The organism is Burkholderia sp. USMB20 (assembly GCF_000949135.2).
In the GTDB taxonomy this organism is placed as follows: Bacteria; Pseudomonadota; Gammaproteobacteria; order Burkholderiales; family Burkholderiaceae; genus Burkholderia.
On the sequence record NZ_JTAN02000019.1, the window covers coordinates 497,557 to 511,661 of the forward strand.

Genomic DNA, 14,105 nt, shown 5'->3' on the forward strand with positions numbered 1-14,105 from the left:
AACGAATGAATGTCGTTTTACTTGTGGCTCAGCCGGCGCACGAGCCAGTCGCCGAACGACTGCACGATCTGCACGAACACGATCAGGATCGCGACGACCGTCCACATCACTTCCGGCAGATAGCGCTGGTAGCCGTAGCGGATCCCGAGATCGCCGAGCCCGCCGCCGCCGATCGCACCGGCCATCGCCGAATAGCCGACGAGCGATACGAACGTGATCGTCAGGCCCGCGACGATGCCCGGCAGCGATTCGGGCAGCAGCACCTTGAACACGATCTGCGAGGTCGTCGCACCCATCGACTGGGCCGCCTCGATCAGCCCGCGGTCGACTTCGCGCAGCGCGGTCTCGACCAGCCGCGCGACGAACGGTGCGGCCGCGAGCGTCAGCGGCACGACCGCCGCGGCCGTGCCGATCGACGACCCCGTGACGAGCCGCGTGAACGGAATGACCGCGACCAGCAGGATGATGAACGGCGTCGAGCGCACCGCGTTCACGATGCCGCCGAGCACGCGATTCACGCCGAGATTCTGCAGCACGCCCTGGCGGTCGGTCAGGTAGAGCAGCACGCCGAGCGGCAGCCCGACGAGCGCGCCGACCGCCCCCGAGATGCCGACCATGATCAGCGTCTCCCAGAACGACTGCACGAACATATCGAACATCTCACTCAACATACGAAAGCTCCTCTACCACCACACCTTGCTCGCGCAGGAACGCGAGCGCCTGCCCGACCTTGCCCGGTTCGCCGCCCGCGAGCACCGCGAGCGACCCGAACGCCTGCCCCTGGATCTCGTCGATCTGGCCATGCAGGATGTTGAAATCGAGTTCGTACCGGCGGATCGTCTCCGACAGGATCGGCTGGTCGACACCCGAGCCGGTGAACGCGAGCCGCAGCAGATGCCCGCTGCCCGTCTTCAGCCGCTCGGCCACGCGCGCCTTCAGCGCCGGCGGCAGTTCCTGCGCGATCACGTCGCCGATCAGCGCGCGCGTCACTTCGTGATGCGGCTGCAGGAACACGTCGATCACGCGGCCCTCTTCGACCACGCGGCCCGCGTCGAGCACCGCCACGCGATCGCACACCTGCTTGATGACTTCCATCTGGTGCGTGATCAGCACGATCGTCAGGCCGAGCTCGCGGTTGATGCGCTTCAGCAGGTCGAGGATCGCGCGCGTGGTCTCGGGGTCGAGCGCCGACGTCGCTTCGTCCGACAGCAGCACCTTCGGCTTGCTCGCGAGCGCGCGGGCGATGCCGACGCGCTGCTTCTGGCCGCCGCTGATCTGCGCCGGATAGCGATCCTTCTGCGCGGACAGCCCGACGAGGTCGAGCAGCGGCAGCACCGCCGCCTCGATCTCGGCACGGCTCGCGCCGGCCAGCTCGAGCGGCAGCGCGACGTTGTCGAACACCGTGCGCGACGACAGCAGATTGAAGTGCTGGAAGATCATGCCGATTTCGCGGCGCGCTTCGCGCAGCGCGCCGGACGACAGCAGCGTGAGATCGCGTCCCCCGACGACGACATTGCCTTCGGTCGGCCGCGTGAGCAGGTTGATGGTGCGCACGAGCGTGCTCTTGCCGGCGCCGCTTCGGCCGATGATGCCGAACACCTCTCCCTGCGGGATCGTCAGATTGACGTTGTGCAATGCGTCGACCCAGCCGGTCGGCCCGGGAAAACGCTGCGACAGATTGCGTAATTCGATCATGTAAACAAAACGGCGGCCGGCTGGCGAGGCCCGCCAGTCGGCCGCCGAAGCATCTGGAATAGCCGGCGATTTTACCGCAAACGCCTCATTCCACTTAATAATCGATTTCGATCTTTTCATAACCAGACGAAATTAGAGGGGCGCTGCTGGCCCGCCGCGCGGGTACCGCGACTATGATCCGGAACACCGATGCCAACGAGACAGGGGACCCGCCAGATGACCGCCACCACCACGCAGGCCGCCGCACCCGCCGCCACCTCGGCATCGGGCCTGGTATCGCCGCCCGCCCCGCGGATGGGCCGGCTGCGTACCGCGGACGGGCTCGAACTGGCGTCGTATCGCTGGCCGGCCGGCGACGGCACGGTGCCGCCGCTTGCGACGATCGCGCTCGTCCACGGCCTCGCCGAGCATGCGGGCCGCTACGCGGCGCTCGCGGCCAGATTGAACGCGGCGGGCATCGACGTGCTGGCGATCGATCTGCGCGGGCACGGCCAGTCGCCCGGCAAACGCGCATGGGTCGAGCGTTTCGACGATTACCTGAACGATGCGGATGCGCTGGTTGCCGAAGCCGCCCGCGGCGCCACGCCGCTCTTCCTGATGGGGCACAGCATGGGCGGCGCCGTCGCGGCGCTGTATGCGATCGAACGCGTGCCGGCTCGCGGCCACGCGCTGGCAGGCCTCGTGCTGTCGAGCCCGGCGCTCGCGCCGGGACGCGACGTGCCGCGCTGGATGCTCGCGATGAGCCGCTTCATCAGCCGCGTGTGGCCGAGCTTCCCTGCAATCAGGATCGATGCGGCGCTGCTGTCGCGCGATCCGGCCGTCGTCGCGGCCAATCGGGCCGATCCGCTCGTGCACCACGGCGCGGTGCCGGCGCGCACCGGCGCCGAAATCCTCGATGCGATGGCGCGCATCGAGCGCGGTCGCGGCGCGCTGCGCGTGCCGGTGCTCGTCTATCACGGCACCGAGGACAAGCTGACCGAACCCGATGGAAGCCGCGCGTTCGGCGCCCGCGTCGGCTCGCCCGATCGCACGCTGACGCTATACGAAGGCGGGTTCCACGAAACGATGAACGATCTCGAGCGCGACCGCGTGATCGATGCGCTGATCGCGTGGATTCACGCGCACGTGCCGGCGCGCTGAGCGCGCGCCGATCCGCTGCCGGTCAGATGCCGGCCAGCACGCGCAGGTGCGCGACGACGCTGCGCCCGAGTGCCGACAGGTTGTAGCCGCCCTCGAGACAGCTGACGATGCGGCCCTGCGCATGCCGGCGCGCGACGTCGACGACCTGCGCGGTCAGCCATTCGAAATCGGATTCGACGAGACCGAGGTTGCCGATGTCGTCCTCGCGATGCGCGTCGAAACCGGCCGACACGAACAGCATTTGCGGCTTGAACGCGTCGAGACGCGGCAGCCAGAACATGTCGACCGCTTCGCGGATCGCCATCCCGTTGCTGCGCGCAGGCATCGGCAGGTTGACCATGTTCGGCGCCTGGTGATCGGCGCCCGAGAACGGGTACAGCGGATGCTGGAAGAAGCTGCACATCAGCACGCGCTCGTCGTTCGCGAACGCGGCTTCGGTGCCGTTGCCGTGGTGCACGTCGAAATCGATGATCGCGACCCGCTCGAGGCCGTGCACGTCGAGCGCGTGCCGCGCGGCGATCGCGACGTTGTTGAAGAAGCAGAAGCCCATCGCGCGCGCGGGTTCCGCGTGATGGCCGGGCGGCCGAACGCTGCAGAATGCATTCGCGTAGCGGCCTTCGATCACCGCGTCGGTCGCCGCGATCGCGGCGCCGGCCGCACGCAGCGCGGCGCGCCACGTGTCGCGGTTCATCAGCGTGTCGGGATCGATCTCGACGTAGCCGTCGACGGGCATCATGCTGCGGATGTAGTCGATATGGGCCTGCGTATGCACGCGGCCCAGCGCCACCTCGCTCGCGAACGGCGCGGTTTCGTGCACGATCAGGTCGTCGATGCGGCTCGCGATCAGCTGATCCTGGATCGCCGACAGTCGGGCCGGGCATTCCGGATGCCATTCCCCCATCTCGTGCAGCATGCAGTCGGGGTGCGTATAGAAGGCGGTTGCCATAAGCTGTCATCCGCGACGCGGGTTGCGCCGCAGGTCTCCATCAATGATGTCCATCGTCTGCCGCGAATTCGCCGCTAACTTACCACAACGGTGCGCTGCTACGCCCCGGCACGCAAGGTGCGTCGGGTATACTGCGCCGAACCCCATCGCCCTGTCCGCCCGCTTCGACATGAATTCCAGCAAGCCTGCCGCCCTTCTCTCCGCACTGTTCCGCGTTCGCGTTCCGCTCGTTGCCGCTGCCGTCGCCGCTACCCTGGCCGCCGCACCCGCCGCCGCGCAAACACAGCCTGCGAAGTCTCCCGGCACGCTCGTCGCGCAGGCGCAACCGCAGCAGCCGACGCCGCCGGGCCAGACCTTCGAAGAGGAGATCGTTCCGCAGCGTTACGCGAGCAACGCGAAGGTCGATGCGTTCATCGACGAGATGGTGAGCCGCAACGGCTTCGATTCCGCGAGCCTGCACGCGCTGTTCTCGCGCGTCAGCTACTCGGCCACGGCCGTGAAACTCGTGAAGCCGGCGCCGACGCCTTCGGTGAAGAACTGGAGCGTCTATCGTTCGCGCTTCATCGAACCGATCCGCATCAACGCGGGCGTGAAATTCTGGAAGGCGAACCGGGCAACGCTGCAGCGCGCGTCCGAGGAATTCGGCGTGCCGCCGGAGGTGATCGTCGGCATCATCGGCGTCGAAACGATCTACGGCCGCTACATGGGCAACTTCCGCGTGCTGGATGCGCTGACGACGCTCACGTTCGACTACCCGGACACGCCGAATCGCGACAGCCGCCAGGCCACGTTCCGCAAGAACCTCGAGGACTTCCTCGTCTGGACCCGCGACAACCAGCTCGACCCGACCACCGTGCTCGGCTCGTACACGGGCGCGATCGGCATCCCGCAGTTCCTGCCGAGCAGCATCCGCGAGTATGCGGTCGACTACGACGGCGGCGGCCACGTCGATCTGCGCAGCAGTCCTGCCGATGCGATCGGCAGCGTCGCAAACTACCTGAAGCAGCACGGCTGGGAAACCGATCGCCCGGTGGTCTGGCGGATCACGCCCGACACGGGCAGCCTCGGCATCGCCCAGGCGGCCGCGGACGGCCAGCCCGAACCGCACTGGGCACTGTCGCAGCTGCTGCGCGCCGGCATGACGCTCAACGAGCCGACGGTCAATATCACCACCGAAGCCGGCACGCCGGTGACCGTGGTCGATCTGCCGTCGCCGGGGCGCGCAACCGAGTACATGCTCGGCCTCAAGAACTTCTACGTGCTGACGCGCTACAACCGCAGCTTCTTCTACGCGCTCACCGTGTACCAGCTCGGCGAAGCCGTGAAGGCGCAGATGGAAGCGAGCGGCGCGCTGCCGCTGCCCGCAGCGGACACGGAAGCGCCGGCGCAGTAAGCTCGGCCCGCGCAAAGAAAAAGCGCCGCTCGTGCGGCGCTTTTTTATCGCGTGATCCTGCCGATGCCGTGCCGGCTCAGGCAGGAAACACGCCGGTAGACAGGTAGCGGTCGCCGCGATCGCAGACGATGAACACGATCGTCGCGTTCTCGACCTGGCGCGCGATGCGCATCGCGACTTCGCATGCGCCACCCGACGAGATGCCGGCAAAGATGCCTTCGACGGCCGCGAGCCGGCGCGCCATCGTTTCGGACGCGGCCTGACTCACGCTCTCGACGCGATCGACGCGGCTGCGATCGAAGATCGTCGGCATATAGGCCTCCGGCCACTTGCGAATGCCCGGGATGCGCGACCCTTCTTCCGGCTGCGCGCCCACGATCTCGATCGCCGGATTCTGTTCCTTCAGAAAACGCGACGTGCCCATGATCGTGCCCGTCGTGCCCATCGCCGACACGAAGTGCGTGACGCGCCCCTCGGTGTCGCGCCAGATCTCAGGGCCTGTGCCTTCGTAGTGCGCGATCGGGTTGTCGGGGTTCCCGAACTGATCGAGGATCACGCCCTTGCCTTCGCGCTGCATCTGCTCCGCGAGGTCGCGCGCCAGTTCCATCCCGCCCTTTACCGGCGTCAGGATGATTTCGGCACCGTAAGCGGCCATGCTCTGGCGACGCTCGACCGACAGGTCCTCCGGCATGATCAGCACCATCTTGTAACCGCGGATCGCCGCGGCCATCGCGAGCGCGATGCCCGTATTGCCGCTCGTCGCCTCGATCAGCGTATCGCCCGGCTTGATGCGGCCGCGGGCCTCGGCCTTGCTGATCATCGACAGCGCCGGGCGATCCTTCACGGAACCGGCCGGATTGTTGCCTTCCAGCTTGGCGAGCAACACGTTGTTGCGTGCGCGAATCTCGTCGTCCGGCAGGCGGACCAGTTGCACGAGCGGCGTGTTGCCGATCGTGTCTTCGATAGTTTTGTAAGCCATGGAGATACCGTGAGTGCGAGGCTGATCAATCGATTGATTGTAAACCAGCGCCGGGGCTCGCGCCGGCAACCCCCATTGCGACGGTGGAATAGGCGTGCCCGCGATTCACGATCGTGCGCGTGCAGCATGCACGCAAAAAACCCGCGGCATGCCGCGGGAAGCCGTCGCAACGACGGCGACTGAAGGAGCCCTTCGCCTCGCGTGCGTTACTTCTGCGCAGTGCGGGCGGGCGCCGCGGCAGGTTTCACTGCCGCGGGCTTGCCCGCGGCGGGTGCCTGCGCACCCGAGCCTGCTGCGCCGATCGTCAACCCCTCCTGCTGAAGGCGCTCGACCGTATGGCCGCCCATGCCTTTCACGCGCGATGCAAGATCGTCTGCATTCCTGAACGGGCCGCGTGCGCCGCGCTCGTCGAGAATCGCCTTTGCCCGCGCGGGACCGATGCCCTTGATGCCGACGAGTGCATCCTCGTTCGCGGTGTTGACGTCGACGGCCGCCCAGGCCGACGCGATCGCGCCGAACATCGCGGCGGCGGCAAACCATTTCCTGATCATGTGCTGGATCTCCGATGAAAAACGGTCGGCGGCTGCCGACCGTGAGACCCAGTCTAGCGATGCGACGCGCGGACTTAAACCTGGCCGGACAGCCAACGCACGTAACGGTCGACACCTTCCTGCACCGTCAGGAACGGCGCATCGTAGCCGGCGGCACGCAGCTTCGTCTGGTCGGCCTGCGTGAAGCACTGGTACTTGCCGCGCAGCGCATCCGGGAACGGCACGTATTCGATCAGCCCCTGCTCGACCTGCTGCGCGAGCGTCAGCGGCGGCAGGCCGTCGAGCGCGCGCAGCGTGTTTACGACCGTCGACGCGATGTCGTTGAACGGTTGTGCGCGGCCGGTGCCGAGGTTGAAGATGCCCGACTTCTCCGGATGATCGAAGAAGAACAGGTTCACCTTCGCGACATCCTCGATCGAGACGAAGTCGCGCGTCTGCTCGCCCGGCGCATAACCGTTGTACTCGCCGAACAGCTTGACCTTGCCTTCCGCGCGGAACTGGTTGAAGTTGTGGAACGCGACCGACGCCATGCGGCCCTTGTGCGTCTCGCGCGGGCCGTACACGTTGAAGTAGCGGAACCCGGCGATCTGGCTCTTCGCGCTCGGCAGCACGCGCCGGATCACCTGGTCGAACAGGAACTTCGAATAGCCGTAGACGTTCAGCGGCGCCTCGACCTCGCGCTCCTCGACGAAGCGCGTCGAGCCGCCGTAGGTCGCCGCCGACGACGCGTACAGGAACTGCGCGCCCTGCGCGAGGCACGCATCGAGCACCGCGCGGCTGTAGCGGAAGTTGTTGTCCATCATGTAGCGGCCGTCGGTCTCCATCGTGTCCGAACAGGCGCCTTCGTGGAATACCGCGCGTACCTTGCCGAAATCGCCGCGTGCGAAGCGTTCGACGAATTCCGTCTTGTCGAGATAGTCGTCGATCTCGCAATCGACGAGATTGCGGAACTTTTCCGCGCGCGTCAGATTGTCGACCGCGATGATGCGCGACTCGCCACGCTCGTTGAGCGCCTTGACGATGTTCGCGCCGATAAAACCGGCTGCGCCGGTGACGATGATGGTCATGGTCGTCCTGCCTGAAAAATGGGAGCCGTCCGGCCGGCGCGTGCGCCGCCCGATGCGCTCAGTGAAACAGTTCGTCGTAGCCGACGGTCGCCGTGCCGAGCTTGCCGACCACGATACCCGCGGCACGGTTCGCCAGCACGACGGCGTCGACGAGCGGCACGCCTGCGCCGAGCATCGTCGCGACGGTCGCGATCACGGTATCGCCCGCCCCCGACACGTCGTACACCTCGCGCGCGAGCGCCGGCGCGTGCAGCTCGCCCGCGGCGGAAAAGAGCGTCATCCCCTCTTCCGAACGCGTGAGCAGCAACGCATCGAGATCGAGTTCCGTGCGCAGCTTCGCGACGCGCGCGCGAAGGTCGTCTTCCGAATGCCACTGACCGACGACTTCGCGCAACTCGGCACGGTTCGGCGTGATCAGCGAGGCGCCGCGATAGCGCGCCCAGTCGCCGCCCTTCGGATCGACGAGCACCGGCTTGCCGGCCGCGCGCGCCTTCTCGATCATCGTCGTCACGTGCGTCAGCCCGCCTTTCGCGTAATCCGACATCAGCACGATGTCGTGCTGCGGCAGCAGCGCGTCGAACCGCGCGAGCCCGGCGAGCAGCACCTCGTGCGTCGGCATCGCTTCGAAATCGACGCGCAGCAGCTGCTGCTGGCGCGCAAGCACGCGCAGCTTGATGGTCGTCGGCAGCGCCGCGTCGCGCTCGAGATGGGGCGTGACGCCACTGCTGCCGAGCAGCTCGACGATCCGCTCACCGGGTTCGTCGCAGCCGACCACGCACAGCAGCCCGGCCTGGGCGCCGAGCGTCACGGCGTTGCGCGCGACGTTGGCCGCGCCGCCGAGCCGCTCTTCCTGGCGCTGCACGTGCACGACGGGCACCGGCGCTTCCGGCGAAATACGGTCGACGTTGCCGAACCAGTAGCGGTCGAGCATCACGTCGCCGACCACGAGCACACGCGAACGCGCGAGCTGCGCGCGCGGGACCGGCACCACTTCGCGAAGGGTCGTCATCGTGCGCTCATCCACGGGAGGAGGACTGCGGATCGACATGCGGACGCCCGATCGCGTGGTAGTCGAAGCCGAGTTCGGCCATCGCGTCCGGTTCGTACAGGTTGCGTCCGTCGAAGATCACCGGCGCCTTCAGTTCGGCCTTCAGGCGCGTGAAATCCGGGCTCCGGAATTCCTTCCACTCGGTGACGATCACGAGCGCATCCGCGGCGCTCACGGCCGCGTCCTGGGTATCGACGAAATGCAGACGCGCAAGCGCGTCGGAAGCCTCGCCGAGATCGAGCGCGAACACGCGGCGCGCCTCGTCGATCGCGACCGGATCGTACGCGCGCACGATCGCGCCACGCCCGAGCAGTGCGGCGATCAGCCGACGGCTCGGCGCCTCGCGCATGTCGTCCGTATTCGGCTTGAACGCGAGGCCCCAGACCGCGAATTCGCGACCGGTCAGGTCCGCGCCGAAGCGCTGCTCGATCTTGCCGATCAGCACGTCCTTCTGCGCGGAGTTGGCCGCTTCGACGGCCTCCAGGATGCGCAGCGGCTGGCCGTTCTCGCCGGCGGTGCGGATCAGCGCCTGCACGTCCTTCGGGAAGCACGAGCCGCCGTAGCCGACGCCCGCGTACAGGAAGTGATAGCCGATGCGCGGATCGGAACCGATCCCGCGGCGCACGGCTTCGATGTCGGCACCGACCTTGTCGGCGAGATTCGACATCTCGTTCATGAACGAGATGCGGGTCGCGAGCATCGCATTCGCCGCATATTTCGCGAATTCCGCCGAACGCACGTCCATGTAGATCGTGCGCTCGTGATTGCGGTTGAACGGCGCGTACAGCTTCTTCATCCTCTCGCGCGCCACCGTGCCCGTCTCGTCGTCGTCGACGCCGATGACGATCCGGTCCGGGCGCATGAAGTCCTCGACTGCCGCGCCTTCCTTCAGGAACTCCGGATTCGATACGACCGAGAAACGGTGCGCGACGCTGCCCGCGAGCCCGCGGGCGCCGAGCGCCTCGTCGACCACCGCGCGCACGCGCTGCGCGGTGCCGACCGGCACCGTCGACTTGTCGACGATCACCTTGAAACCGGTCATGTAACGACCGATGTTGCGCGCGGCCTCGAGCACGTATTGCAGGTCGGCCGAACCGTCCTCGTCGGGCGGCGTGCCGACGGCGATGAACTGGATCTCGCCGTGCGCGACGCTCGCCTCGATGTCCGTCGAGAAGCGCAGACGCCCTGCCGCGCGATTGCGCGCGATGATGTCCAGCAGGCCCGGTTCGTGAATCGGCATCCCGCCGTTGTTCAGGATCTCGATCTTGCGCGGATCGACGTCCAGACAGAAGACGTCGTGGCCGATCTCGGCGAGGCAGGAGCCTGTGACAAGACCGACATAGCCGGTGCCGATGATGGTGATTTTCATAGATGTTCCGGTACGTCCCGGTAATTGACTAACTTGCCCGCCGGGCCGGACCCGGCGGGAACCGCAGTGCGTCGGCGCCGCGCGCCGGGATCAACCCGGCATCGCAGGTTCGACGCGGCGCGGCGCATAGGTTTCCCAGCCGCTGCATCCGGGGCACTGCCAGTAGAAGAGCCGTGCCCGGAAACCGCAATTCTGGCACGTATAGCGTGGCAGATTTTTGGTGCGCTGCTTGATCAGCGCGCGCATCATTTCAAGTTCCTTACGGCGCGGCTCGTCGGCGGCCGCGATCTGCGCATCGAGCAGGTGCAGCATGCCCGACAGGTTCGGCGACTTCTCCATCTGCGTGCGCGCGAGCGTATGCGCCGCTTCCTGGCCGCGCAACCCGGCGATGTGCTGATACGCAGTATCGAGCAGGTCGTTCGACGGATAGCGATCGACGTAGCCCATCAGCAGCTCGGCGCCCTCGACCGGCTTGTCGAGCGCGACATAGGCCTTCATCAGCTTGTCGGCGACGAGCGGCAGATAAGCGGGATTTTGCGCCTCGACGCGCTTCCAGTGCTCGATCGCGGCCGCGTGATCGCCCGCCGCCTGCGCGGCATCACCGGACAGGATCGTCGCGCGGACGTTCTGCGGGTTCGCGGCAAGCGCGAGCTTCAACTGCTCGGCCGCGGCCGTGGCGTTCTTGCGTTGCAGCGCGTCCTGCGCGAGTTCGCAGTGGAACTGCGCGATTTCGGTGCCGAGCGGCTTGTCGCTCATCGATTCGATGCGCTTCGCGGTGTCGATCGACTTGTTCCAGTCCTTCTCGATCTCGTAGATCGTCAGCAGCGCCCGCTGCGCGCCCAGCGCGTAGTCGCCGTCGGCGAGCCGGTGGAAGGCCTCCTCGGCACGATCGAGCAGGCCGGCCTTCAGGAAATCCTGGCCGAGTTCGTACAGCGCATGGTCGCGCTCGTTGACCGGCAGGTCCGTACGGCTCAGCAGATTCTGGTGCACGCGGATCGCACGGTCCGTTTCGCCGCGACGGCGGAACAGGTTGCCGAGCGCGAAGTGCAGCTCGACCGTCTCGGGGTCGAGTTTCGCGACCTCGATGAACGCGTCGATCGCCTTGTCCGGTTGTTCGTTCAACAGAAAGTTCAGGCCGCGGAAATACGATCGCGGCAGGTTGGCGCTCTCCGACAGGAGGTTCTTCAGGTCATAGCGTGACGCCGCCCAGCCGAGCGCGAACGCCACCGGAATCGCGAGCAACCACCAGAAATCCAGATCCATGCGAAATATCGAAGCAGAGACGAAAACCGCGCGGGAGTCGCGCGGCGTCCGTGTTAAATGACGGGCGGCATCGGCGGCTGGTCGACGATGGCCGGGGTTTCGCGCGCCGCACGCAGATCGCGCTTCAGGCGCCCGTTCTCGAGGCGCAGGCGGAACATCGCCGGCAGTGCCGACAGCAGGCCGGCCAGCAGCCCGACGACGAAGAACGCGAGGCCGATCAGGATCAGCGGCGCTTGCCATGCGTAGCCGGCAACGAAATTCAGCGTCGCGGTTTGCGTATTGGCCAGTGCGAGCACCAGCAGCAGCACGAACACCAATACCCGGATCAGCCAGACGATAAACTTCATGTAGCCCTCTCTTTGTTGAGGTTTGCCGCGGCGCGCGACTCCCCTTCGCGGCGCCGAATCGACCCGTATTGTAAAGGAAGCGTTTCCGCGTCACCGCACATCCTGCGGATGCGCATTGCCGCACGGCAGCCGGAAATGAAAAAAGCGCCCGCAAGGGGCGCTTTTTTCTTCAGCCTTCGCCGGACGGATTCCGGGCAAGCCGAACGACGTTCAACGTTCGTCGTCCGGATCATCAGCTTTCAGCGGCTCGCCGGCGCGGCCGTCGACGCGTTCACGCAACTCCTTGCCGGGCTTGAAGTGAGGCACGAACTTCTCGGGCACCTGCACTTTCTCTCCCGACTTCGGGTTGCGTCCGACGCGTGCCGGGCGACGGTTGAGGCCGAAGCTGCCGAAACCCCGAATTTCGATGCGATGCCCTTTCGCCAGGGCGTCGGACATCGCATCGAGCATCGTTTTCACCGCGAAATCCGCATCCTTGAGGACAAGTTGCGGAAATCGCAGTGCCAGCTGCGCGACCAACTCGGATTTGGTCATACTTCAGCAGACCTCGTGAGGCTTACTGGTTCTGGCCGTCGAGCTTCGCCTTCAGCAGCGCGCCGAGGTTGGTCGTACCGGTCGCAGCAGCGCTGGTGTCCGACTGCAGGCCGCGGATCGCTTCCTGTTGTTCAGCCGAATCCTTCGCCTTGATCGACAGGTTGATGCCACGCGACTTGCGATCGATGTTGATCACCATCGCGTTGACCTTGTCGCCTTCCTTCAGCACGTTGCGTGCGTCTTCGACGCGATCCTGCGAGATTTCCGATGCACGCAGGTAGCCTTCGATGTCGCCCGTCAGCGTGATGACAGCGCCCTTCGCATCGACCGACTTCACCACGCCGTCGACGATCGAACCCTTGTCGTTCATTGCAACGTAGTTGCTGAACGGGTCGCCTTCGAGCTGCTTGATGCCGAGCGAAATGCGCTCCTTCTCGACGTCGATACCGAGCACGATCGCTTCGACTTCGTCGCCCTTCTTGTACTTGCGAACGGCTTCTTCGCCGGCTTCGCTCCACGACAGGTCCGACAGGTGGACCAGGCCGTCGATGCCGCCCGGCAGACCGATGAACACGCCGAAGTCGGTGATCGACTTGATTGCGCCCGTGATCTTGTCGCCCTTCTTGAAGTTGCGGCTGAAGTCATCCCACGGATTCGGCTTGCACTGCTTCATGCCGAGGCTGATACGACGACGGTCTTCGTCGATCTCGAGGACCATGACTTCGACTTCGTCGCCCAGCTGGACAACCTTCGACGGTGCAACGTTCTTGTTGGTCCAGTCCATTTCCGACACGTGGACGAGGCCTTCGATGCCCGATTCCACTTCGACGAATGCGCCGTAGTCGGTGATGTTCGTGACCTTGCCGAACAGGCGCGTGCCCGACGGGTAACGGCGCGAGATGCCTTCCCACGGATCGTCACCCAGTTGCTTGATGCCCAGCGAGACGCGGTTCTTCTCTTGGTCGAACTTGAGGATCTTCGCGGTGACTTCCTGGCCAACCGACAGGACTTCGCTCGGGTGACGCACACGACGCCATGCGATGTCGGTGATGTGCAGCAGGCCGTCGATGCCGCCGAGGTCGACGAACGCGCCGTAGTCGGTGATGTTCTTGACGACGCCGTTGACGATCGCGCCTTCCTTCAGCGTCTCGAGCAGCTTCGCGCGCTCTTCGCCTTGCGTTGCTTCGATCACTGCACGACGCGACAGCACGACGTTGTTACGCTTGCGATCGAGCTTGATCACGCGGAACTCGAGCGTCTTGCCTTCGTACGGGGTCGTGTCCTTGACCGGACGCGTGTCGACCAGCGAACCCGGCAGGAACGCGCGGATGCCGTTGACCATCACGGTCATGCCGCCCTTCACCTTGCCGGTGATCGTGCCGGTGACGAGTTCGTTGTTGTCGAGGGCCTTTTCCAGCGACAGCCACGATGCCAGGCGCTTCGCCTTGTCGCGCGACAGGATCGTGTCGCCGTAGCCGTTTTCGAGCGCGTCGATCGCGACGGACACGAAATCGCCCGACTGCACCTCAACCTCGCCCTGATCGTTCAGGAATTCCTCGATCGGAATGTAAGCCTCGGACTTCAGGCCTGCATTGACGACCACGAAGTTGTGGTCGACGCGCACGACTTCGGCGGAAATCACTTCGCCGGCGCGCATGTCTTGACGGGTCAGCGACTCTTCGAACAGAGCCGCAAAGGATTCGGTATTCGGGGTGGAGGTTTGCAGGTCGGACATAAAAATCTGATTGTGCATGGCTCGCTGTGCCACGCCGG

General features: G+C 65.8%; 14 protein-coding genes. 2 read left to right on the forward strand and 12 right to left on the reverse strand.

The features are described from left to right. Positions 1 to 17: 17 nt before the first annotated feature. Complete coding sequence (locus tag PL79_RS26810; protein WP_044844825.1) at positions 18 to 671, reverse strand: methionine ABC transporter permease; 654 nt, start codon at positions 669 to 671, stop codon at positions 18 to 20. Continuing rightward, positions 661 to 1,695, reverse strand: coding sequence for a methionine ABC transporter ATP-binding protein (locus tag PL79_RS26815; RefSeq protein ID WP_044844826.1), 1,035 nt, complete (start codon positions 1,693 to 1,695; stop codon positions 661 to 663). Before PL79_RS26815 ends, PL79_RS26810 begins: the two co-directional genes overlap by 11 nt. 216 nt (positions 1,696 to 1,911) lie before the next feature. Here PL79_RS26815 and PL79_RS26820 point away from each other — a divergent pair, with 216 nt between their 5' ends. Then, positions 1,912 to 2,835 carry an alpha/beta hydrolase gene (locus PL79_RS26820; RefSeq protein WP_044844827.1) on the forward strand — a complete coding sequence of 308 codons (924 nt, stop codon included), beginning with the start codon at positions 1,912 to 1,914 and terminating at the stop codon, positions 2,833 to 2,835. A gap of 22 nt (positions 2,836 to 2,857) precedes the next feature. Here the strand turns inward: PL79_RS26820 and PL79_RS26825 are convergent, their stop codons facing one another. Beyond that, positions 2,858 to 3,781 (reverse strand): histone deacetylase family protein, encoded by a 924-nt coding sequence (locus PL79_RS26825; RefSeq protein ID WP_044844828.1) that lies wholly within the window; start codon positions 3,779 to 3,781, stop codon positions 2,858 to 2,860. Between the two features lie 43 nt (positions 3,782 to 3,824). Between PL79_RS26825 and mltB the strand changes: the two genes are divergently transcribed. Further along, positions 3,825 to 5,174, forward strand: a complete 1,350-nt coding sequence (gene mltB / locus PL79_RS26830; RefSeq protein ID WP_082088495.1) for a lytic murein transglycosylase B — start codon at positions 3,825 to 3,827, stop codon at positions 5,172 to 5,174. 76 nt (positions 5,175 to 5,250) lie between these two features. Here mltB and cysM read toward each other — a convergent pair whose 3' ends face one another. The 9 genes from cysM to rpsA all read right to left on the reverse strand — a co-directional run bounded on the left by cysM (position 5,251) and on the right by rpsA (position 14,067). After that, positions 5,251 to 6,153, reverse strand: a complete 903-nt coding sequence (gene cysM, locus PL79_RS26835) for a cysteine synthase CysM (protein WP_044844830.1) — start codon at positions 6,151 to 6,153, stop codon at positions 5,251 to 5,253. 206 nt (positions 6,154 to 6,359) lie between these two features. Then, positions 6,360 to 6,704 (reverse strand): ComEA family DNA-binding protein, encoded by a 345-nt coding sequence (locus tag PL79_RS26840; protein WP_044844831.1) that lies wholly within the window; start codon positions 6,702 to 6,704, stop codon positions 6,360 to 6,362. Between the two features lie 74 nt (positions 6,705 to 6,778). Beyond that, a complete protein-coding gene (gene rfaD / locus PL79_RS26845) occupies positions 6,779 to 7,771 on the reverse strand; it encodes an ADP-glyceromanno-heptose 6-epimerase (RefSeq protein WP_044844832.1) in 993 nt (330 codons plus the stop codon). A gap of 58 nt (positions 7,772 to 7,829) precedes the next feature. Beyond that, positions 7,830 to 8,780 (reverse strand): D-glycero-beta-D-manno-heptose-7-phosphate kinase, encoded by a 951-nt coding sequence (gene rfaE1, locus PL79_RS26850; RefSeq protein WP_135801153.1) that lies wholly within the window; start codon positions 8,778 to 8,780, stop codon positions 7,830 to 7,832. A 7-nt stretch (positions 8,781 to 8,787) separates the two neighbouring features. Next, positions 8,788 to 10,188 (reverse strand): UDP-glucose dehydrogenase family protein, encoded by a 1,401-nt coding sequence (locus PL79_RS26855; RefSeq protein WP_044844833.1) that lies wholly within the window; start codon positions 10,186 to 10,188, stop codon positions 8,788 to 8,790. Positions 10,189 to 10,278: 90 nt separating this feature from the next. After that, positions 10,279 to 11,451: a lipopolysaccharide assembly protein LapB gene (gene lapB / locus PL79_RS26860; protein WP_044844834.1), complete on the reverse strand. Its 1,173-nt coding sequence runs from the start codon at positions 11,449 to 11,451 to the stop codon at positions 10,279 to 10,281. A gap of 53 nt (positions 11,452 to 11,504) precedes the next feature. Next, a complete protein-coding gene (locus tag PL79_RS26865; RefSeq protein WP_044844835.1) occupies positions 11,505 to 11,798 on the reverse strand; it encodes a lipopolysaccharide assembly protein LapA domain-containing protein in 294 nt (97 codons plus the stop codon). A 210-nt stretch (positions 11,799 to 12,008) separates the two neighbouring features. Further along, on the reverse strand, positions 12,009 to 12,332 hold the full coding sequence (locus PL79_RS26870) for an integration host factor subunit beta (protein ID WP_034187427.1): 324 nt from the start codon (positions 12,330 to 12,332) through the stop codon (positions 12,009 to 12,011). Between the two features lie 22 nt (positions 12,333 to 12,354). Beyond that, positions 12,355 to 14,067, reverse strand: coding sequence for a 30S ribosomal protein S1 (gene rpsA, locus PL79_RS26875; protein ID WP_044844859.1), 1,713 nt, complete (start codon positions 14,065 to 14,067; stop codon positions 12,355 to 12,357). Positions 14,068 to 14,105 lie beyond the last annotated feature (38 nt).

Bases quoted from the DNA above. Each gene is read 5' to 3' on its own strand.
- PL79_RS26810 (WP_044844825.1), bottom strand. From the start codon at position 671: ATGTTGAGTGAGATGTTCGATATGTTCGTGCAGTCGTTCTGGGAGACG.
- PL79_RS26815 (WP_044844826.1), bottom strand. From the start codon at position 1,695: ATGATCGAATTACGCAATCTGTCGCAGCGTTTTCCCGGGCCGACCGGC.
- PL79_RS26820 (WP_044844827.1), top strand. From the start codon at position 1,912: ATGACCGCCACCACCACGCAGGCCGCCGCACCCGCCGCCACCTCGGCA.
- PL79_RS26825 (WP_044844828.1), bottom strand. From the start codon at position 3,781: ATGGCAACCGCCTTCTATACGCACCCCGACTGCATGCTGCACGAGATG.
- mltB (WP_082088495.1), top strand. From the start codon at position 3,825: ATGATGTCCATCGTCTGCCGCGAATTCGCCGCTAACTTACCACAACGG.
- cysM (WP_044844830.1), bottom strand. From the start codon at position 6,153: ATGGCTTACAAAACTATCGAAGACACGATCGGCAACACGCCGCTCGTG.
- PL79_RS26840 (WP_044844831.1), bottom strand. From the start codon at position 6,704: ATGATCAGGAAATGGTTTGCCGCCGCCGCGATGTTCGGCGCGATCGCG.
- rfaD (WP_044844832.1), bottom strand. From the start codon at position 7,771: ATGACCATCATCGTCACCGGCGCAGCCGGTTTTATCGGCGCGAACATC.
- rfaE1 (WP_135801153.1), bottom strand. From the start codon at position 8,780: ATGACGACCCTTCGCGAAGTGGTGCCGGTCCCGCGCGCGCAGCTCGCG.
- PL79_RS26855 (WP_044844833.1), bottom strand. From the start codon at position 10,188: ATGAAAATCACCATCATCGGCACCGGCTATGTCGGTCTTGTCACAGGC.
- lapB (WP_044844834.1), bottom strand. From the start codon at position 11,451: ATGGATCTGGATTTCTGGTGGTTGCTCGCGATTCCGGTGGCGTTCGCG.
- PL79_RS26865 (WP_044844835.1), bottom strand. From the start codon at position 11,798: ATGAAGTTTATCGTCTGGCTGATCCGGGTATTGGTGTTCGTGCTGCTG.
- PL79_RS26870 (WP_034187427.1), bottom strand. From the start codon at position 12,332: ATGACCAAATCCGAGTTGGTCGCGCAGCTGGCACTGCGATTTCCGCAA.
- rpsA (WP_044844859.1), bottom strand. From the start codon at position 14,067: ATGTCCGACCTGCAAACCTCCACCCCGAATACCGAATCCTTTGCGGCT.